The 20,550-nt window shown below is 72.4% G+C and carries 15 protein-coding genes; all 15 read right to left on the bottom strand.

Annotation, left to right across the window (positions count from 1 at the left end):
- Positions 1–63: 63 nt before the first annotated feature.
- The 15 genes from ACZ6B8_RS33445 to ACZ6B8_RS33375 all read right to left on the bottom strand — a co-directional run bounded on the left by ACZ6B8_RS33445 (position 64) and on the right by ACZ6B8_RS33375 (position 20,503).
- Complete coding sequence (locus ACZ6B8_RS33445) at positions 64–3,159, bottom strand: helix-turn-helix transcriptional regulator (protein ID WP_471609621.1); 3,096 nt, start codon at positions 3,157–3,159, stop codon at positions 64–66.
- A gap of 70 nt (positions 3,160–3,229) precedes the next feature.
- The gene (locus tag ACZ6B8_RS33440; protein WP_471609620.1) at positions 3,230–3,415 is read right to left on the bottom strand and encodes a hypothetical protein; all 186 of its coding nucleotides are present in this window, start codon (positions 3,413–3,415) and stop codon (positions 3,230–3,232) included.
- Positions 3,416–3,610: 195 nt separating this feature from the next.
- Positions 3,611–4,246 (bottom strand): hypothetical protein, encoded by a 636-nt coding sequence (locus ACZ6B8_RS33435; RefSeq protein ID WP_471609619.1) that lies wholly within the window; start codon positions 4,244–4,246, stop codon positions 3,611–3,613.
- A 35-nt stretch (positions 4,247–4,281) separates the two neighbouring features.
- On the bottom strand, positions 4,282–4,860 hold the full coding sequence (locus ACZ6B8_RS33430) for a GNAT family N-acetyltransferase (RefSeq protein WP_471086250.1): 579 nt from the start codon (positions 4,858–4,860) through the stop codon (positions 4,282–4,284).
- A complete protein-coding gene (locus ACZ6B8_RS33425; RefSeq protein ID WP_471609618.1) occupies positions 4,829–7,090 on the bottom strand; it encodes an MMPL family transporter in 2,262 nt (753 codons plus the stop codon). Before ACZ6B8_RS33425 ends, ACZ6B8_RS33430 begins: the two co-directional genes overlap by 32 nt.
- Before the next feature lie 253 nt (positions 7,091–7,343).
- Positions 7,344–9,479 carry a phosphocholine-specific phospholipase C gene (locus ACZ6B8_RS33420; protein ID WP_471609617.1) on the bottom strand — a complete coding sequence of 712 codons (2,136 nt, stop codon included), beginning with the start codon at positions 9,477–9,479 and terminating at the stop codon, positions 7,344–7,346.
- 222 nt (positions 9,480–9,701) lie between these two features.
- On the bottom strand, positions 9,702–11,216 hold the full coding sequence (gene gatB, locus ACZ6B8_RS33415; protein WP_471609616.1) for an Asp-tRNA(Asn)/Glu-tRNA(Gln) amidotransferase subunit GatB: 1,515 nt from the start codon (positions 11,214–11,216) through the stop codon (positions 9,702–9,704).
- A 16-nt stretch (positions 11,217–11,232) separates the two neighbouring features.
- Entirely contained in the window at positions 11,233–11,475 is a 243-nt protein-coding gene (locus ACZ6B8_RS33410; RefSeq protein WP_355811454.1) for a hypothetical protein, read from the bottom strand.
- On the bottom strand, positions 11,472–12,965 hold the full coding sequence (gene gatA / locus ACZ6B8_RS33405; RefSeq protein ID WP_471086238.1) for an Asp-tRNA(Asn)/Glu-tRNA(Gln) amidotransferase subunit GatA: 1,494 nt from the start codon (positions 12,963–12,965) through the stop codon (positions 11,472–11,474). Before gatA ends, ACZ6B8_RS33410 begins: the two co-directional genes overlap by 4 nt.
- 4 nt (positions 12,966–12,969) lie before the next feature.
- Entirely contained in the window at positions 12,970–13,266 is a 297-nt protein-coding gene (gatC, locus tag ACZ6B8_RS33400) for an Asp-tRNA(Asn)/Glu-tRNA(Gln) amidotransferase subunit GatC (protein ID WP_010984178.1), read from the bottom strand.
- A 106-nt stretch (positions 13,267–13,372) separates the two neighbouring features.
- Complete coding sequence (locus ACZ6B8_RS33395; protein ID WP_471086235.1) at positions 13,373–15,715, bottom strand: putative bifunctional diguanylate cyclase/phosphodiesterase; 2,343 nt, start codon at positions 15,713–15,715, stop codon at positions 13,373–13,375.
- A 312-nt stretch (positions 15,716–16,027) separates the two neighbouring features.
- Positions 16,028–18,211 carry an NAD-dependent DNA ligase LigA gene (gene ligA, locus ACZ6B8_RS33390; RefSeq protein ID WP_471609615.1) on the bottom strand — a complete coding sequence of 728 codons (2,184 nt, stop codon included), beginning with the start codon at positions 18,209–18,211 and terminating at the stop codon, positions 16,028–16,030.
- A 30-nt stretch (positions 18,212–18,241) separates the two neighbouring features.
- Positions 18,242–19,255 carry a methionine synthase gene (locus tag ACZ6B8_RS33385; protein WP_471086229.1) on the bottom strand — a complete coding sequence of 338 codons (1,014 nt, stop codon included), beginning with the start codon at positions 19,253–19,255 and terminating at the stop codon, positions 18,242–18,244.
- Positions 19,252–19,941: an SDR family oxidoreductase gene (locus tag ACZ6B8_RS33380; protein ID WP_471086226.1), complete on the bottom strand. Its 690-nt coding sequence runs from the start codon at positions 19,939–19,941 to the stop codon at positions 19,252–19,254. The genes ACZ6B8_RS33385 and ACZ6B8_RS33380 overlap by 4 nt, the downstream gene beginning before the upstream one ends.
- Positions 19,942–19,957: 16 nt before the next feature.
- On the bottom strand, positions 19,958–20,503 hold the full coding sequence (locus ACZ6B8_RS33375) for an LOG family protein (RefSeq protein WP_471086223.1): 546 nt from the start codon (positions 20,501–20,503) through the stop codon (positions 19,958–19,960).
- Positions 20,504–20,550 lie beyond the last annotated feature (47 nt).

The following is a 20,550-nucleotide window of genomic DNA, read 5'->3' as shown; positions in this document are numbered from 1 at the left end:
AGGCGCAGGTCAGCGGCGGCCACGGCCGCCCGAGGGGACGGGCGGCCGAGGGAGGGGCGCGCGTCAGTGCGGGGCGGGCTCCCCGGCCGTCGGGAAGAGCCGGAGCCGGTGGGCGAGTGCGGCGGCCTCGCCGCGGCCGGTGACGGACAGCTTGGCCAGGATGTTGGAGACGTGGACGCTCGCCGTCTTCGGGGAGATGAAGAGCTCCTCGGCGATCTGGCGGTTGCTGCGGCCCACCGCCACCAGGCGCAGCACGTCCCGCTCCCGGCTGGTCAGACCCAGCGCCTCGGCCGGGTCGGCGGGAGTGGCGGGCGCACGCGTGGCCTCGGCGGGGTTGAGGGTGAGGCGGGCGCGCTGGGCGAGGCCGGTGACGGAGTCGGAGAGCGGCCGGGCGCCGAGCCGGTCGGCCACCTCTCCGGCGAGGCGGAGCAGGTGGGCGGCCCGTTCGCGGTCGGTGGTGTCCGGGGCGAGGAGGGACTCGGCCAGGCGCAGGCGGGCGAGGGCGAGGTCGTGGGGGCGGTCGAGGGGGGTGAGGGCGGCGACGACGGCGCACCAGTCGTCGGGGCCGTCACGGCCTTCGGCACGCAGCAGTTCGGCGCGGGTCCACTCGTCGTAGACCCGCCAGAGCGGGATGGGGGTGGCGAGGGTCTTGGCGGCGGCGCGGATGCGTCTCACGGCGGCGGGACGGCCTGCCTCGGCGGCGGGCAGGCCACGGGTGTCGGCTTCCATGGCGGCGGCGGCGAGGAGCAGGGGCCAGCCGTATCGCTGGGTGCCCACCGGGAAGCCGGTGGCGAGGGCGCGTTCGACCTCGGCGCGGCCGTCCAGGATGCGGCCCTCGCCGGCGGCGATGCCGACGGCGATGCGGATGAGCGGGAGGATGTACTGGGGCTGCGGGTCGTGGCTGCCGTAGTGGTGGTGGGCCGACTGGATGTGGCGGGTGGCGGCGGCGTAGTCGCCGCGGAAGAGCGCCAGGCGGGCGGAGCACATCTCGGCGGTGCCGCGGGGCTTGGCGCTCTGTGCGCGGCGCTGGGTCCGGGCGGCGGCTTCGGCGCACTCGTCCCAGCGGCCGACGGAGAGCAGCGACTCGGCGGCGTTGGCCCAGACCCAGCCCTCGGTGTCCACCAGGCCGTACTTCCGGCAGAACTCGATGCCCTCCATGGCGACGCGGACGGCCTCGGCGGAGCGGCCGACGCCCTCCAGGGCGGAGGGCAGGTTGATGTGGGCCCGGCTCAGGTCGGTGACCAGGGCGTCCGCGATGACGCGCTCTCTGACCTCGTACATCTCGGCGAGGCCGGCCTCGGGGTCGCCGGCTTCGATGAGGAGGTTGCCGCGGGTGAGGCGGGCGTTGAGTTCGATGGAGTCGGCCTTGACCATGCGGGCGTACTCCACGGCCCGTTCGGCGGCGGCCAGGGTCTCCGGGCCCGGGTCGTGGAGCATGCCCCAGGAGGCGCGGTGGACGAGCACGTCCGCGTGCACCTCGGAGGGCGGCAGGCCGCGCATCAGCTCCTGGGCCTTGGCGATCTCCGTCCAGCCGTCGCCGCGGCCGAGGGTGGAGACGAGGCGGGAGCGGGACACCCAGAACCAGGCGGAGCGCAGGGGGTCCTTCTCCTCCTCCAGGAGGCGCAGGGCGCGCTTGGTGATCTTCAGGGCGCGCTCGCGTTCGCCGCAGAGGCGGCCGGCGACGGTGGCCTCGGCCATCAGGTCCAGGTACTGCAGCGGGGTGGCCGGGTCGCAGCCGCAGGCCGGGTAGCCCTCGACGAAGTCGGCGGGGCGCAGGGCGTCGCGGACGGCTTCGGGGGCGTCGTCCCACAGCTCCATCGCCCGTTCGAGCAGGCCCAGTTGTTCGGCGTAGGCGTGCCGGTGGCGGGCCTCGACGGAGGCGACGAGCACGGCGGGCAGCGCCTTGGCGGCGTCGTGGGCGTGGTACCAGTAGGCGGCGAGGCGGGCGGCGCGCTGGTCGGCGGAGACCAGGGCCGGCTCGGCCTCCAGGGCTTGGGCGAAGCGGCGGTTGATGCGGGAGCGTTCGCCGGGCAGCAGGTCGTCGCTGACGGCCTCGCGGACCAGGGAGTGCCGGAAGCGATAGCCGTCGCCGTCCGGCGAGGCGTGCAGGATGTTGGCGCCGACGGCGGCCCGCAGCGCCTCGATGAGGTCGTCCTCGCCGAGCCCGGCGACCTCGGCGAGCAGGGCGTACTCGACGGTGGAGCCGCCCTCGGCGACGATGCGCGCCACCCGCTGGGTGTCCTCGGGCAGTTCCTCGACCCGGACCAGGAGGAGGTCGCGCAGGGAGTCCGTCAGGCTCGCGCAGCTGCTGCCGTGGGAGGCGACGGCGAGCTCCTCGACGAAGAAGGCGTTGCCGTCGGAGCGGGCGAATATGTCGTCGACCAGGCCGGGTTCGGGTTCGGCCTCGAGTATCCCGGCCATCTGGCGGGCGACCTCGTCCCTGCTGAAGCGGCCCAGTTCGACGCGGCGCACGGTGCGCAGCCGGTCGAGTTCGGCGAGCAGGGGGCGCAGCGGGTGGCGGCGGTGGATGTCGTCGGCGCGGTAGGTGGCGAGCAGGACCAGGCGTCCGCCGCGCAGGGTGCGGAAGAGGTAGGCGAGGAGGTGGCGGGTCGAGGCGTCGGCCCAGTGCAGGTCCTCCAGGACCACGACGACGGTGCGGTCCTGGGAGAGGCGTTCCAGGAGGCGGGCGGTGAGTTCGAAGAGCCGGGCCATGCCCTGTTCGTCGGATCCGCCGCCGGAGGCGTGGCCCTGGATGTGCGGGGCGGGCGCGGCCAGTTCGGGCAGCAGCCTGGCGAGCTCTTCCTCCTGGCCCTCGGCGGCGGCGGCCAGTTCGCCGGGGAGCCGGCGGCGCAGCGCGCGCAGCGCGGTGGAGAAGGGTGCGAAGGGCAGGCCGTCGGCGCCGATCTCGACGCAGCCGCCGAGCGCGACGACGGCGCCCTGCCGCTCGGCGGCGGCGGTGAACTCCTCGACGAGGCGGGTCTTGCCGACGCCCGCCTCCCCGCCGAGCAGCAGCGCCTGCGGCTCGCCCGGGCCGGAGCCCCCGGCTCCTTCGAGCGGGGTGCCCGTGGCGCGGGCGAGCGCTTCGTTCAGTACGCCCAGTTCATCGGCGCGGCCGACGAACACGGGGCTGACAGACCTGGTCTCCACAGCGGCGAGCATCGCACAGCGTGCCGACCGTGCGGCACCCGATATCCGAGGAGCGGACACCGGGGCGACCGGTCCCGTCATGTCAGGCGGCCCGCGTGAAGCGGACCTTGCGGAACCGGAGCGTCGTGCTCACCCGCCCCTCCGCCTCGTGGCGGGCCGATCGGCGCTCGGCGGCGCGGACCTTGCGGGCCTCGCCTACCTGGCGCTGCCGGTCGGCCACCCGGGCCAGCTCGGCGGCGCGCATCTGGTGCATCTCGTACTCGAACATCTCGTACCCCTTGGGTCGTGGTCGGTATCGCCGGTGTCGTTCTCTGCGATGTCTCCACTTTCGTTTCCCAGGGGGGTCCGCCACATCGGGCGGCTGCCGCATCTCCGGACCGCCGGGGTCCTTAGACGCGACGAGGGGCGGGGCGGGGGCCTTAGCCCCTGCCCCGCCCCTGCCTTAGGCGCGGGCGCGGACGGCTCAGGAAGGTGCGGACGGCAGTCCGAGCAGCAGGTCGCTGTACTTGGCGACGGCGAGGATCAGCCCGATCACGCCGAGCGCGACACCCGCCCACGCCACGGACTTGATCCACGGCGCCTGCCCCTTGCCGGGGGCGCCGAAGGCGGGCCTGACCAGGACCACGAATCCGACGATCAGCGCGGAGACCGCGAAGATGCCGGCGATCAGCGCGGTGGCCTGCCAGGAGTCGCCGTACATGGCCTGGAGCTGGTCGGAGACGCTCGCGGACTGCTTGGTCTCCAGCTGGCCCATGATGTTCGAGCGGGCCCCGGCGATGGTGCCGAGCCAGCCGCCGGAGAGGCCGATCACGCCGAGCGCGGCGGAGACGACGGCCGCGGCGCCCTGCCCGACTCCGGTGGACCGGGCGGCCGGGACGGTCGTCCTGTACGCGTCGTCGGCCTCCGCGGCGTCCTCGTCCACCTCGCCGTCGGCGTGGGGGGCGGCGTCGGCCGGCTCGCCGGACTTCGTGACGTCCGCCTTCGGCGCCTCGGTCTTCGGTTCCGACGTGTCGGTACCGGTCACTTCCTCGGTCTGGTCGGCGTCCTCGGCTCCGGTGGCGGCCTTGATCCCGGTCGCGTCGTCTGTCTTGGTACCCATGCTGCGCACCGTACGGACGGAGTCTGAGAGCTCTCTTAACGAGCGCCGGCCGCGGGCCCCGAGCCGTCCCGTGCCGCCCGCCACTCCGGGGCGAGGACGGACCAGACCTCCATGTCGTGCCGTATCCCCTGCCAGGGGAAGCTCTCGCGCAGCACGCCGTCCAGGGTGAAGCCGAGGCGTGCGGCGGCGGCCTTGCTGCGTTCGTTGCGCGAGGAGACCAGCCACTCCACGCGGTGCATGCCGCGCTCGTCCACGGCCCAGTCGATGAGGATCTTCGAGGCCTTGTTGACCAGTCCACGGCCGGCGGCCGACGGCTCCAGCCAGACGCCGACCTCACAGCCGTCCACGCTCGGGTCGAAGACCCGGAAGAAGACGCCGCCGACGAGCGTGCCGTCCAGCCAGATGCCGTGGAAGCGGCCGGTGTCGGCGGCCTGCCGGTCGGCGCGCGACTGCAGGAAGGTCCGCGCCGATTCGAGGTCCCGCACGGTGGTGGTGAAGGGCACCCACGGCCCCGCGTACTCCCGCGCCCGCTCGACGTGTTCGAGGAACTCCTGTGCCTGCCACGGCTCGATCGGCCGCAGCTCAGCGCCCTCGCCCAGCGATATCGCGAACATCGTGCTCCCTCTCCCCGTGCGTGCCGTCGGCCACGGCACACTGTCCGGGGATCCTCGCACGGGCGCCGCGCGGGTTCGAACGGCATTCGGGCGGCTCGATGCTGATGCGCGGCAGGAGGCGGTCGAGGCGGCGCGGCAGCCACCAGTTGGCGCCGCCGAGCAGATGCATCAGCGCGGGCACCAGCAGGGTGCGCAGGACGAAGGCGTCGAGCGCGACGGCCGCGGCGAGCGCGATGCCGAACATCGCGATGACCCGGTCGCCGCTGAGCACGAAGGCGAGGAAGACCGACATCATGATGACGGCGGCGGAGTTGATGACCCGGCCGGTCTCGGCGAGCCCGACGCGCACGGCGCGGCGGTTGTCGCCGGTCTCCAGCCACTCCTCGTACATCCGGCCGACCAGGAAGACCTGGTAGTCCATGGAGAGCCCGAAGAGGACGGACACCATGATCACGGGGAGGAAGGGCTCGATGGGGCCCGCCCTGCCGAGGCCGAGCAGCTCGCTCCCCCAGCCCCACTGGAAGATCGCGACGACGACGCCGAACGCGGAGGCGACCGCGGCGACGTTCATCACGGCGGCCTTGAGCGGGATGCCGAGGGACCGGAAGGCGAGCAGGAGCAGTACGCAGCCGAGTCCGATGACCACGCCCACGAAGAGCGGCAGCTTGCCGACGATGATCTCCGCGAAGTCGTCGTAGCTCGCGGTGACCCCGCCGACGTGCAGGTCGAGGGAGCTGCCCGCCTCGGCCCGGGGCAGCACGTCCTCGCGCAGCCGGTCGACGAGTCGGCTGGTCGCCTCGGACTGCGGGGCCGAGTCGGGGACCACGGTGAGCAGGGCCGTGCGGCCGGCGTCGTCGTACGTCACCGGGCTGACGGAGGCGACGCCGGGCGTGGACCTCAGCGTCGTCACGAGGTCGTCGACGGCGACCCGGTCGCCGGCTCCGTAGACCTCGCCGACCAGGGTCAGCGGCCCGTTCACGCCGGGCCCGAATCCGTCGGCGATGAGGTCGTACGCCTGCCGGGTGGTGGCCTTGGCCGGATTGTTGCCCTGGTCGGACGTGCCCAGGTGGAGGGCGAGGGCGGGCAGCGCGAGCACGGCCATGACGAGGACGGCGAGGCCGCCGAGGAGGCGGGGCCGGCGCTCCACGAAGGCGGCCCAGCGGGCGGCGAACCCGGTCGGCAGCTCCGGTTCGGGCCCGTGCGCGGCCAGTCTGCGGCGCTCGCGCCGGCTGAGGGCGCGCGGTCCGATCCAGGAGAGCAGCGCGGGCAGCAGGGTCACGGAGGCGGCGACGGTGAGGACGACGGTCAGCGAGGCGGCGATGGCGACGCCGTTCAGGAAGCCGAGCCGCAGGATGAGCATGCCGAGCAGGGCGATGCAGACGGTGGCGCCCGCGAAGACGACCGCGCGGCCGGTGGTGGCGACGGCACGCTCGGCGGCGACGGCCACGGGCAGGCCGCGTTTGAGGCCCTTGCGGTGCCGGGTCACGATGAACAGGGCGTAGTCGATGCCGACGCCGAGCCCGATCAGGGTGCCGAGCATCGGGGCGAAGTCCGCGACGGTCATCAGATGGCCGAGCAGCACGATGCCCGCGTACGCGGTGCCGACGGAGACCAGCGCGGTGGCGATGGGCAGCGCGGCCGCGGCGAGCGAGCCGAAGGCGAGGAAGAGGACGACGGCGGCGACGGCCACCCCGACGACCTCGGCGAGCTGGGCGCTCCTGGTCTCGGTGAGCCCGACGGCGGTGCCGCCGAGTTCGACCTGGAGGTGGTCGGATGCGGCCGCCTCGGCGGTGTCGACGACGGCCCGGGCGTCGGCCTCGGTGATGTCGTCGGCCTGTTCGCGGAAGGTGACGGTGGCGTACGCGGTGCGGCCGTCCGCGCTGATCCGCCCGGCGGCCCCGTCCGCGTAGGGGCCGGTCACCGAGGCCACGGCGGGCAGGCCGGAGATCTCCCGCAGCGCGTCCGTCATCGTCTGTTCGACGTCGGCGGCGCGGACGGAGGTGCCGGGCCCGGTGTGCCAGACGACGGTGTCGCTGTCGCCGCCGATGCCGTGGAAGTTGTCGTTCAGGAGCTGGGCGGCGCGGCCCGACTCGGTGCCCGGCACCTCGTAGTCGTTGGAGTACGCCGACCCGGCGACCGCCGCGGCCGAGGCGGTGGCGCCCAGGGCGAGGAGCCACAGCAGGACGACGACGAGGCGGCGCCTGACGCACCACCGGGCGAGTGCTGCCACGGACGGACTCCCTGGGTAACGTGTGGATCTTCACCGGGAGCAGCCGTCGACCAACTGGGGCCCGCAAAAGAACGCATGAGTGGCGACATGTGCGCCGGAGTCACTTTGACAGCGCTAGAAGATCATTTGTCGCTTTCGTGGCCATACTCACAAGCGCACAAGACACCCAGGGGCCCAGGAAGGGCACTCCAGCCGCGCGAGGCGGACGGAGCCGGACGGCCCGGCTCCGCGCACCCCGCGTGCCGCGCGGGACTCAGCCCGAGACGCTCGCGCGTCCGTTCTCGATGTGGCCCATGAGGCGCCGCCGGAACGCCGGGTCGCCGTCCGCGGTCACCTCGACGTCGTACCAGCCGTGCTCGTCGGCGGTGTGCCAGGCCACGGTGCGGCTGCTGCCCGCCCTGACCCGCACGGTCCGCGTCCGCGACCGGACGTCCGCCCCGTCCACGTAGCCGAGCGGCTCGACCGTGAAGACGAGGGTGTGCCGGCCGCGGTTGGCGAGGGTGAGGTGGATCTCGCGGTGGGTGATCGCGGAACTGAGCCGCGCTCCCCCGCCCTTGCCACCGGCCACTCCCTTGCCGCCCGCCGCCTCCTTGACGCCGGCGAACTCGCGCCGGAAGCCGTTCGGCCCGGTGACGGTGAAGGCGTAACTGTCGCCGGGCACCGGCACGGTCCAGGCGCCCTTGCGCACGACGTCCTGGTGCTGCGGCAGGGGGAACTCACCCGCGTACGGGTAGAGCGCGAAGTGGGCGCTGGAACTGCCGCCGTTGCGCAGCCGCACGGTGAGCGTGCCGTCCTCGCCGGGCCGGGCGTCCGCGTCGGGCTGGTAGGGCAGCGGACGCGCGCGGCGGGTGCCGGGCTCCTGGACCGGCATGGACTGCTGCAGCGGCGGCTGCGGGGCCCAGCGGCCGCTGAACTCCGGAATGGCGCCCGGCTGTTCGAGGTCGGGGCGGCGGTGGCCGCGCCGGAAGTCGAAGGCGCCGGTGAGGTCGCCGGTGACCTTGCGGCGCCAGGCGCTGATGTTGGGCTCCCGCACGCCGGTCCACTTCTCCAGGAAGCGCACCACGGAGGTGTGGTCGAAGACCTCGGAGCAGACGTAGCCGCCGACGGTCCACGGCGAGACGACGAGCATCGGCACCCGCACGCCGAGCCCGGTCGGCCTGCCCTCCCAGCGCTCCTCCCGCTCCTCGGGGCTGTCGCCGCCGGGCACGGGCGGCGGGACGTGGTCGAAGAAGCCGTCGTTCTCGTCGTAGTTGATGAAGACGGCGGTGCGCCGCCAGACCTCCGGGTGGGAGGCGAGGGCGTCGAGCACCTTGTAGACGATGGTCGCGCTGTGAACGGGCGAGGAGACGCTCGGGTGCTCGGAGTCCTGGGCGGAGGGCACCAGATAGGTGACCTTCGCGAGTCTGCCGCCGGCCACGTCCGCGGCGAACTTCTCGGCGAGCTCGCCGGTGGGCACGCGCCGCAGCCCGCGTTCGAAGAGGGAGCGCTCGTGCCGGTCGAGCGTGCCGACGCCCTCCTCCAGGGTGGCGAGGAGCGCGGCGCGCGCGGTCTCGTTCTCGGCGTCGCGCACCTTGGCGTAGAAGGCCTCCATGTAGGTGAGGCCCGTCTTGGCCAGGACCTTGCGGGCGATGGCCTTGAAGGTGGTGAAGAACTCGATCTGGTTGTCGGTGAAGTTCTCCCACTCGGTGTACGTGCGCCAGCTCACGCCCGCCTTCTCCAGGCGCTCGGCGTACGTGCCCCAGCCGTAGCCGGGGTGGGTGCCCTCGTCGTACGCGTCGTTGCCGACGGCCCGCCTGCCGTTCGCCTCGTACCCCGTCCTGCCGCTCCAGAGGTGGTTGCGGTTGGGGCTGGTGGAGCTGTGGATGGAGGAGTGGTAGGCGTCGCAGACGGTGAAGGTGTCGGCGAGTTCGTAGTGCAGCGGGATGTCCTCGCGCGTGTAGTACGCCATGGTGGCCGCCGTCTTGGCGCTGACCCAGCCGTCCATCCAGCCGTCGTGCCAGGCCTTGGCGCCGCCGCCCCAGGAGTGGTCGAGCGCGCCGATGTACTGGAGGTCCTTCTTCTGCGTCTCGGCGGCCTGCCGGACGGGGAAGGGCAGGATGGCGCGCAGGGCGCCGGGCTGCTCGAACACCGGCTTGCCGCCCGGGAGCCGGACGGCGTTGCGGTCGCCGAAACCGCGTACGCCGCGCAGCGAGCCGAAGTAGTGGTCGAAGGACCGGTTCTCCTGCATCAGGATCACCACGTGCTCGATCTTGTCGAGGCCGCCCCCGCGCGGCGGCTCGTGCGCGAGCGCCTCCTGCAGCGACGGCGGCAGGAAGGAGCCGGCGGCGGCGACGCCGAGCGCGCCGCCCCCGATCGCCATCAGGCGTCTGCGCGAAATCTCCGGAGTCACGTGGGACCTCCCAGTTGTCCTGGCCGACATCCAATGGTTCTCTGCTGATCCATTGACCTGTACGGCGGGGACGCTAGTGACGCCCGGTTTCCCTGTGAAGACCGCGGGACGAAGTCGGGGTGAACGTCCAAAAGGTCTCGGCCCGGGGGACGTTGGGAGTACGCGAAAGGGGGCGGCGCACCCGTCGGATGCGCCGCCCCCTTCGTCCCGGGGAAGAGACCGTCAGCCCTCGCTGACGCCCAGCTTCTCCAGGATCAGTTCCTTCACGCGGGCCGCGTCGGCCTGGCCGCGGGTGGCCTTCATGACCGCGCCGACCAGGGCGCCGGCGGCCGCGACCTTGCCGCCGCGGATCTTGTCCGCGACGCCCGGGTTGCCGGCGATGGCCTCGTCGACGGCGGCCGTCAGCGCGCCCTCGTCCGAGACGACCTTCAGGCCGCGCTTGTCGACGACCTCGTCCGGCGTGCCCTCGCCCTTCAGGACACCCTCGATGACCTGGCGGGCCAGCTTGTCGTTGAGGTCGCCCGAGGAGACGAGCTCGGTCACCCGGGCGACGTGCGCCGGGGTGATGGCGAGCTCGTCGAGCGCCGCGCCCGACTCGTTGGCGTGGCGGGACAGTTCGCCCATCCACCACTTGCGGGCCGACGCCGCGTCGGCGCCCGCCTCGATGGTGGCGACGATCGGCTCGACCGCGCCCGCGTTGAGGATCGACTGCATGTCGTGCTCGCTGATCCCCCACTCCTCACGGAGGCGGTTGCGGCGCACGCGCGGCATCTCGGGCAGGCCGGCCCGCAGCTTCTCGACCCACGCGCGGGCCGGGGCGACGGGGACGAGGTCGGGCTCCGGGAAGTACCGGTAGTCCTCGGCGTTGTCCTTGATGCGGCCGGGGGTGGTGGAGCCGTCCTCCTCGTGGAAGTGCCGGGTCTCCTGCACGATGGTGCCGCCGGAGCCCAGGACCGCCGCGTGGCGCTGGATCTCGAAGCGCGCCGCGCGCTCCACGGACCGCAGCGAGTTGACGTTCTTCGTCTCGCTGCGGGTGCCGAACTCCTTCTGCCCCTTGGGGCGCAGCGACAGGTTCACGTCGCAGCGCATCTGGCCCTTGTCCATCCGGGCCTCGGAGACGCCGAGCGCCTTGATGAGCTCGCGCAGCTCGGCGACGTAGGCCTTGGCGACCTCGGGGGCCCGCTCGCCCGCGCCCTCGATCGGCTTGGTGACGATCTCGATGAGCGGGATGCCGGCGCGGTTGTAGTCGAGCAGGGAGTGCGAGGCGCCGTGGATGCGGCCCGTCGCGCCACCGACGTGCGTCGACTTGCCGGTGTCCTCCTCCATGTGGGCGCGCTCGATCTCCACGCGGAAGATCTCGCCGTCCTCCAGCTGGACGTCCAGATAGCCGTTGAAGGCGATCGGCTCGTCGTACTGCGAGGTCTGGAAGTTCTTCGGCATGTCCGGATAGAAGTAGTTCTTCCGGGCGAACCGGCACCACTCGGCGATCTCGCAGTTCAGCGCGAGGCCGATCTTGATCGCGGACTCCACGCCGATCTCGTTGACGACCGGCAGCGCGCCGGGCAGGCCGAGACAGGTCGGGCAGGTCTGGCTGTTCGCGTCCTGCTTGAGCGTGGTCGAGCAGCCGCAGAACATCTTGGTCTTGGTGCCGAGCTCGACATGGACCTCGAGGCCCATGACGGGGTCGTACGTCGCGAGGGCATCCTCGTACGACACCAGGTCAGAAGTGACAGTCACGGTGAAACTTTCCCTCTCAGCCCAGCAGGACGTCGTCGTCGCCCAGCTTCTTCAGCTCGCGGTAGAGCAGAGCGAGGCCGGTGACGATGGCGGCGGCGGAGACAGCGGCGTCGATGAGTCGGAGCGTGTCGTGTTCCTTGCGGGCCATCCGGGCCTGCTTGACCACGGAGATCGCGCCGAAGGCGGTCGTGCCCATCGACAGGTACGCGCCGGGCTTTGACTTCTTGAAACCCTTGGCCTTGGCAGTCATGGGGCTCATAGTGACGGTGCCTCCTCAAGCAGCGGGTGACCCCACTTTTCCACGAAGGCGGCCTCGACGGCAGCACCGACCTTGTACAGCCGGTCGTCCTTCATGGCGGGGGCGATGATCTGCAGTCCGACGGGCAGGCCGTCCTCCGGCGCGAGGCCGCAGGGCAGCGACATGGCGGAGTTGCCCGCCAGGTTGGTCGGGATGGTGCACAGGTCCGCGAGGTACATCGCCATCGGGTCGTCGGCGCGCTCGCCGATCGGGAAGGCGGTGGTCGGCGTCGTCGGCGAGACGATCACGTCGACCTGCTCGAAGGCGGCCTCGAACTCGCGGGTGATGAGCGTGCGGACCTTCTGGGCGCTTCCGTAGTACGCGTCGTAGTAGCCGGAGCTCAGGGCGTACGTGCCCAGGATGACGCGGCGCTTGACCTCGTCGCCGAAGCCGGCCTCGCGGGTCAGCGCGGTGACGTCCTCGGCGGAGCGGGTGCCGTCGTCGCCGACGCGCAGGCCGTAGCGCATGGCGTCGAAGCGGGCCAGGTTGGAGGAGCACTCCGACGGCGCGATCAGGTAGTACGCGGAGAGCGCCAGGTCGAACGTCGGGCAGTCCAGCTCGACGATCTCGGCGCCGAGCTCCTTGAGCAGTTCGACCGACTCGTCGAACCGCTGGACGACGCCGGCCTGGTAGCCCTCGCCGCGGAACTGCTTGACGACGCCGACGCGCATGCCCGCCACGGAGCCGTTGCGCGCGGCCTCGACGACCGGCGGGACCGGGGCGTCGATGGAGGTCGAGTCGAGCTCGTCGTGGCCGGCGATGACCTCGTGCAGCAGCGCGGCGTCCAGGACCGTACGGGCGCAGGGCCCGCCCTGGTCGAGCGAGCTGGAGAAGGCCACCATGCCGTAGCGGGAGACGCCGCCGTAGGTGGGCTTGACGCCGACCGTGCCGGTGACGGCCGCGGGCTGGCGGATGGAGCCGCCGGTGTCGGTGCCGATGGCCAGCGGGCTCTCGTACGCGGCGAGGGCGGCGGAGGAGCCACCGCCGGAGCCGCCGGGGATGCGGGTGAGGTCCCAGGGGTTGCCGGTGGGGCCGTACGCGCTGTTCTCGGTGGAGGACCCCATGGCGAACTCGTCCATGTTGGTCTTGCCGAGGATGACGACGTCGGCGGCCTTCAGGCGCTTGGTGACGGTCGCGTCGTACGGCGGGATCCAGCCCTCGAGGATCTTCGAGCCGACGGTGGTCGGCACGCCCTCGGTGGTGAAGATGTCCTTGAGCGCGAGCGGGACGCCGGCCAGCGGGCCGAGCTTCTCGCCCCTGGCGCGCTTGTCGTCGACGGCGCGGGCCTGCGCGAGGGCGCCCTCGCGGTCGACGTGCAGGAAGGCGTGCACCTTCTCGTCGACGGCCTCGATACGGGCCAGGTGGGCCTCGGTGACCTCGACGGCCGTGAGCTCGCCGGAGGCGATCCTCGACGCGATGTCGGCGGCAGTGAGCTTGATGATGTCCGTCATGTTCTTAGTCCTCCCCCAGGATCTGCGGCACCTTGAAACGCTGCTGCTCCTGGGCCGGGGCGCCCGAGAGCGCCTGCTCGGGGGTGAGCGACGGACGGACCTCGTCCGCGCGCATGACGTTCGTCAGCGGCAGCGGGTGCGAGGTCGGCGGTACGTCTTGGTCGGCGACCTCCGAGACGCGGGCGACCGCGCCGATGATGTCGTCGAGCTGTCCGGCGAAGTGGTCGAGCTCCTCGGCCTTCAGCTCCAGACGTGCAAGGCGGGCGAGGTGGGCGACCTCCTCGCGCGTGATGCCAGGCATGCGGCGATCCTCAGGGGTGGTGAGTGTGTGGGTTATGGCCCCAATCCTATGGGGCGGCGCGGGGTGCCCGTTAAACGGTTTCCTCCCCGCCGCTTCCCGAGGGGGCCTACTGCACCACGTGACCCGAGGACTGGCCCACGTCCGAGCCCTCCGCGGAGGCCGCCGCCGCCTCCGCCGCGACGTCGGCCGGGCGGCGCCAGCCGCGCGAACCGCGCGCCCGCAGCCACGCCGTCGCCTCCTCCGCGGGCATCGCCGCCGCGACCAGCCAGCCCTGCACCGCGTCACAGCCGAGGTCCCGCAGCCGCTCCCACGTCTCGTCGTCCTCCACGCCCTCGGCGACGACGAGCAGTCCGAGCGAGTGGGCGAGGTCCACGGTGCAGCGCACGATCTCGGCGTCTTCGTTGTCGACGGCGAGGCGGGCCACGAAGGACCGGTCGATCTTCAGCTCGCTGACCGGGAGCCGACGCAGATGGACCAGCGAGGAGTACCCCGTGCCGAAGTCGTCGAGGGACATCTTGACCCCGTGCCCGGTGAGCCCGGCCAGCGTGTCCGCGGCCCGCTGCGGGTCCTCCAGGAGCACGTGTTCGGTTATCTCCAGCTGCAGCGCGCCCGCGGGGACCCCGTGCCGGGCCAGCCGGGCCGCGACCGCTCCGGCGAAGCCGGGGGTGTGCACGTCGCGCGGCGAGACATTGACGGCGACGGGCACCTTCAGCCCCTGCGCCTGCCACTTGGCGACCTGGCCGAGCGCGGTCTCCAGGACGTACTCCGTCAGGTGCGGCATGAGGCCGGAGGACTCGGCGATGGCGATGAACTCGTCGGGCGGCACCTTGCCGCGCTCGGGGTGCACCCAGCGCACCAGCGCCTCCAGGCCGGCCACCTTGCCGTCGAAGCGGACCTTGGGCTGGTAGTGCAGCTCGACGTCGCCGGCGTCCAGGGCGCGGCGCAGGTCGCCCAGGAGACCGAGCCGGTCGGGGGTGTTGGAGTCCCGCTTGGACTCGTACACCTCGACGCCGGTGCGGTCCCGCTTCGCCTGGTACATCGCGACGTCCGCCCGCCGGAGCAGCCCCTCCGCGTCGAGCGCGTGGTCGGGGAAGACCGCGAGGCCCGCGCTGGCCTCCAGGACGAGGGTCAGGCCGTCCAGGTCGAGCGGGGAGCCGAGCGCGGCGACCAGGCGGCGCGCCACGCGGGTGGCCGACGTGGTGGAGTCGGCGACCGGGAGTAAGACGGCGAACTCGTCGCCGCCGAGGCGGGCGGCCTCCGCGCCGCGGGGCAGCGCGACCCGCAGCCGGTCCGCTATCTGCAGCAGCAGCCGGTCCCCCGCGAGGTGGCCGAGGGTGTCGTTCACCGACCGGAAGCGGTCCATGTCGATCAGCAGGAGGGCGGCCCGCGCCCCGATCCGCTCGGCGTCGTCCAGGGCCGTCCAGGTGCGCTCCAGGAGCCACTGGCGGTTGGGCAGTCCGGTGAGCGGGTCCCGCAGCTGCTCCTCGGCCCGCGCGCGGGCGATCCAGAGGGTGGAGTCGAGCGCGACCAGCGGGATGGCGAAGAGGGGCAGCAGGATCGGCAGGGAGATCGCCACGACGCAGATCAGCGGGGCGATGCCGAGCAGCGCGATGCCGAGGAGCCCCTGGCGGACCAGCGCGGTGCGGGTGACGGTCGGCAGGGCGCCGGTGCGGGGCGCGTGGACGTACCAGAGCAGGACGCGGGTGACGGCGAGGTAGGCGACGGCGACCAGGGCCACTTGGGGGGCGGTGTAGAGGTCCCAGGTGTCGGGCAGCCAGGGGGACTCGGCGCTCGGTGACGTGCCGAAGGCGGCCAGGGCGAGCGCTCCCGCGCCGATGCCGAGGATGTCGACCGCGCCGTGCAGCACGCCCTGGCGGCGGCGGTGCCGGCGGGCGACGCCGACCAGGACGACGACGGTGAGGCTGACCATGCCGGCGGGCACCCAGCCGTAGAGCAGCAGGACGGCGACGGTGAGCGCGCCGCCGGAGCCGGTGCCGCCCCACCAGCGGTCGCGGCCGAGGGCGACCAGGTGGCCGACGATGAAGCCGGTGAGGATGGCGAGGGACCAGCCCGCTGAGCCGGTGGGGAACAGCGCGTGGCGGCCCGTGAAGGCCTGGAAGAAGCCGGTGCCGAGCAGCACCGCGGCGGCCGTGATGATCGCGACGGGCAGCAGCGGCCAGGGCTCGCGGACGTCCTGGGCGGCGGGGCCGAGTCCGCCCGGGGTGGTCGCGGGGTTGTCCGCGGGGGCGCGCGCGCCGGAGATCCAGGCCCGCTCACGGGGTTCGACGGCGGTGCTCAGCGTGCCGGACCCACAGCCGCCGACGGCTGTCGACGCGGGGTGCGGGCCGGTGGCCGGTGCTGTCCGGCGGCCGCGCAACCAGGCGCCCGGCGCGCGCCACAGGCGCGCGCGCAGCCGTGAGTCCGGGGCGGCGCTCTCGGTCGGTTCCATTCCCGTCCCTCTCACAGCCGGCGGTGCCCACGCCACGCGGACCCGGCCCGGAGTCGGCCGCGTCCCCTCGTACTTCCCCGGTTCCTCGCGAGCAAGGAGACGCGCTGCTCCCGAACTCGCGCCGAGCGGGGATGCCCCCTTCCTCGCTCTTGATGAGCAGGAGATACCCCGTTCGCAGCGGGGCACGGCAGGCGCACACCTCAACAGTAGGCCGCAGAAGGCTTCCACGGGCAGCGGTCGACTACGGTTGCCCGAATGCGACCCGGCCACCCGTATGCATCTGGTATGCGCTGAACGGGTGGCCTTCAACCGCTACTCCTCGGTCGGAAGCGCGACTTCCGTTGCCGCGTCCGGTCCTTGTTCGAGCAGGACGACGAAACCGTCCTCGTCGAGAACCGGAACCTTCACCTGCATGGCCTTGTCGTATTTGGATCCGGGGTTGTCACCGACGACCACGAACGAGGTCTTCTTGGAAACGGAACCAGTCACCTTTGCGCCACGGGACTGCAGCGCCTCTTTCGCGCCATCCCGTGTGTAGTGCTCGAGGGTTCCGGTGACGACCACCGTGAGGCCTTCGAGCGGACGCGGACCCTCGTCCTCGCCGCTCGACTCCTCTTCCGTGCGCACTCCGGCAGCCCGCCACTTGCGCAGGATCTCCCGGTGCCACTCCTCGGCGAACCACTGTTTGAGTGAGGCCGCGATGGTCGGGCCGACGCCCTCCACCACGGCCAGCTCCTCCTCGGTGGCCTGTTCGATGCGGTCGATGGAACGGAACTCGCGGGCCAGCGCCTCGGCGGCCACCGGGCCGACGTGCCGGATCGAGAGGCCCGTGAGGATCCGGGCGAGCGGCCGGTCCTTGGCCGCCGCGATGTTCTCCAGCATGGCGAGGGTGTTCTTCTTCGCCTCGCCCTTCTGGTTGGCGAAGAAGGTGACGACCTTCTCCTCGCCGGTCTTGGGGTCGCGCTTGGGCAGACCGGAGTCCTGGTCGAGGACGTACGACTTGATGGGGAGCAGCTCCTCGACCTTGAGGTCGAAGATGTCGCCCTCGTCGCGGATCGGCGGCTCGGCGGGCTCCAGGGGGCGGGTCAGGGCGGCCGCAGCGACGTATCCGAAGTTCTCGATGTCCAGGGACTTGCGGCCCGCGAGGTAGAAGAGGCGCTCGCGCAACTGGGCGGGGCACGTCTGGGCGTTGGGGCAGCGGAGGTCGATGTCGGCCTCCTTCATGGGCCGCAGCGCCGTGCCGCACTCGGGGCACTCGGCGGGCATCACGAACGCGCGCTCGGTGCCGTCCCGCAGGTCCACGACCGGGCCGAGGATCTCCGGGATGACGTCGCCGGCCTTGCGCAGCACGACCGTGTCGCCGATGAAGACGCCCTTCTTCTTCACCACGTCCTGGTTGTGCAGGGTCGCGAACTCGACCTCGGAGCCGGCCACGGTGACCGGCTCGACCTGCGCGTACGGCGTGACGCGGCCGGTGCGGCCGACGCCGACGCGGATGTTGATGAGCTTGGTGTTGACCTCCTCCGGCGCGTACTTCCAGGCGATGGCCCAGCGCGGGGCGCGCGAGGTCGAGCCGAGCCGGCCCTGGAGCGGGATCTCGTCGAGCTTGACGACGACACCGTCGATCTCGTGCTCCACGGAGTGGCGGTTCTCGCCGAAGTACGCGATGAAGTCCCGCACGCCGTCGAGGCCGTCGACGACCTTGTTGTGCTTGGCGGTGGGCAGGCCCCACTCGTGCAGCAGCTCGTAGGCATGGCTGAGGCAGTCGATGTCGAAGCCCTCGCGGGCGCCGATGCCGTGCACCACCATGTGCAGCGGGCGGGTCGCGGTGACGCGCGGGTCCTTCTGGCGCAGTGAACCGGCCGCGGCGTTGCGCGGGTTGGCGAAGGGCTTGTCGCCCGCCTCGACCAGGCGGGCGTTGAGCTCCTCGAACTTCTCCATGGGGAAGAAGACCTCGCCGCGGATCTCGACGAGGGCCGGGACGCGGTCGCCCTCGAGGCGCTGGGGGATGTCGGCGATGGTGCGGACGTTCGGCGTGATGTCCTCGCCGGTGCGGCCGTCGCCGCGGGTGGCGGCGCGGGTCAGTTTGCCGTCCTCGTACGTGAGGTTGACCGCGAGGCCGTCGACCTTCAGCTCGCACAGCAGGTGGAAGTCCGGCGAGCCGACCTCCTTGGCGACGCGGTCGGCCCAGGCGGCCAGCTCCGCGTCGTCGAAGGCGTTGTCCAGCGAGAGCATGCGCTCCCGGTGCTCGACCGCCGTGAACTCCGTCTCGTAGGAACCGGAGACCTTCTGGGTGGGCGAGTCCGGGGTGCGCAGCTCCGGGTGCTTCTCCTCCAGCGCTTCGAGGGAACGCAGGAGTTCGTCGAACTCGGCGTCGCTGACGACCGGTTGGTCCTTCACGTAGTACCGGAAGCGGTGCTCCTCGATCTGTTCGGCCAGCTGGGCATGCCGGTCCCGTGCCTCGGCGGGCACAGAGCCTTGCTGTTCGACAGCCACCGTTTCGTCCTCCCGTTACGTCATACCCAATTACTCAGGGTTGTCTGCGAGCGATCTCGCCGCCTTGACGCAGTGGGCGAGCGCCGCGCGTGCGTACGCGGGAGAAGCGCCCGCGAGACCGCACGACGGGGTGAGCGTGACCGACTCCGCGAGTGATCCCGGATTCAGCCCCAGCCTGCGCCACAACGTCCTGACACCCATGACGCTACCGGCAGGGTCTGACAATCCGCCGTCCACGCCCGGCACGACACCGGCGAAGAGCCGCGTGCCCCCCTCGACCGCCTCGCCGATCACTTCGTCGTCACGCTCGGTGAGGAGCGCGAAGTCGAACGAGACCGCGTCGGCGCCGGCCCGGCGCAGCAGCGCGAAGGGCACGTCCGGCGCGCAGGAGTGGACGACCGCGGGCCCCTCGCCGCGCACGTCCAGGACGTCGCGCAGGGTGCTCTCGACGAGCTGGCGGTCCACGGCGCGGTGCGTGCGGTACTCGCTGGCGGTCTTGATCTGTCCGCGCAGTACGGCGACGAGCGAGGGCTCGTCGAGCTGGAGCACCACCTGGGCGCCGGGCACCCTGCGGCGCACGTCCGCGAGGTGGGCGCGCAGCCCCTCGGTGAGGGATCCGGCGAGGTCGCGGCAGGCGCCGGGGTCGGAGAGCGCGGCCTCGCCGTTCCTGAGCTCCAGGGCGGCGGCCAGCGTCCACGGGCCGACGGCCTGGATCTTGAGCGGTCCCTGGTACCCCTGGGTGAACTCCTCCAGGGCGTCGAGGTCTTCGCCGAGCCAGGCTCTGGCCCGCCGGGTGTCCCGCCCCGGCCGGTCGCCGATCCGCCAGCCGCTGGGCTCCACGCGCGCGTACAGGTCGACGAGCAGGCCCGCGGTGCGGCCGATCATGTCGGCGCCGGGCCCGCGCGCGGGCAGCTCCGGGAGGTACGGCATGCCCTGCTCGGGCCCCTCGAAGCTGCCGGTCACGGTCTTCGCGGCCTCCCGGGCGTCGCCGCCGGGCATCGACCCGATCCCGGTGGCCGGGACCGGGGTGCAGGTGTCGCTCATCGTCCGGGCCGCACCGTCAGGTCGTTGACCTCCGCGTCGCGCGGCAGGTCCAGGGCCATGACGATCGTCGTGGCGACCGACTCGGGGTCGATCCAGCGGGCCGCGTCGTACTCCTTGCCCTCCTGCTGGTGCACCTTGACCTGCATGGCGCTCGCCGTGCGCCCGGGGTAGACGGAGGTGACCCGGACGCCGTTGCCGTGCTCCTCGTGGCGCAGCGAGTCGGCGAGGGCCTTCAGGCCGTGCTTGGAGGCCGCGTACGCCGACCACTCGGGGCCGGCGTTCAGGCCCGCGCCGGAGTTGACGAAGACCACGTGCCCCTGGGCGAGCCGGAGTTGGGGCAGGAAGTGGCGGGTGAGTTCGGCGGGGGCGATGAGGTTGACGTTGAGCTGGTGACGCCAGGTCTTGGGGGTGAGTTCGCCGACCGGGCCGAGGTCGACGACGCCCGCGATGTGCAGCAGGGAGTCCACGCGCTCGGGCAGCGACTGGTGCCCGAAGGCCCAGGAGAGCTTGTCGGGGTCGGAGAGGTCGCCGACGAGGGTGCCGGCGCCGGGGAACTCGGCGGCGAGCTCCTTGGCGCGGCCCGCGTCCCGCGCGTGCAGTACGAGGTCGTCGCCGCGTGCGTGGAGGCGGCGGGCGACCGCCGCGCCGATGCCGGAGCCCGCCCCGGTGATCACATGTGTTGCCATACCGGCCATGCTCGCATCACTGGGTGCCGGTGGATTCTTCCAGGTAGGCCAGCGCGCCGACGGGCTCCTCGGCGAAGAAGACCAGGTCGGTCAGCGGAAGGGGCAGGAAACCCTCGTCCTCCATGCGGCGGAACTGCTCCTTCAGGCCGTCGTAGAAGCCCTCCGAGTTCAGCAGGACCACCGGCTTGGTGTGCTTGCCGTGCTTCTTCAGCTCCAGGATCTCGGTGGCCTCGTCGAGCGTGCCGGTGCCGCCCACCATGATCACGATCGCGTCGGCCTTCGCCAGGAGCAGCGCCTTGCGCTCGGCGAGGTCGCGGGCGATCACCATCTCGTGGGGCGCGGTGACGGCCCTGGCCTTGGCGGCGAGGAAGTCCACGGAGACCCCGACGAGGCCGCCGCCCGCCGCGTCGACGCCGTCGGCCACGACCTTCATCAGGCCGCTCTCGGAGCCGCCCCACACCAGGGTGTGGCCGCCCTTGCCGAGCAGTTCGGCGAATTCACGGGCCGGGCGGGTGTAGCGGTCGTCGAGGTCGGCGGCGGAGAGGAAGACGCAGATGTTCATGCCGCCACGGTACGTTCCGGTGCTGAGGGCACTCGCAGAGCACACGT

The organism is Streptomyces sp. NPDC041122 (genome assembly GCF_055592445.1).
Note: the sequence above shows the minus strand (reverse complement) of the source record. Positions and strands in the feature narration are given on the sequence as shown.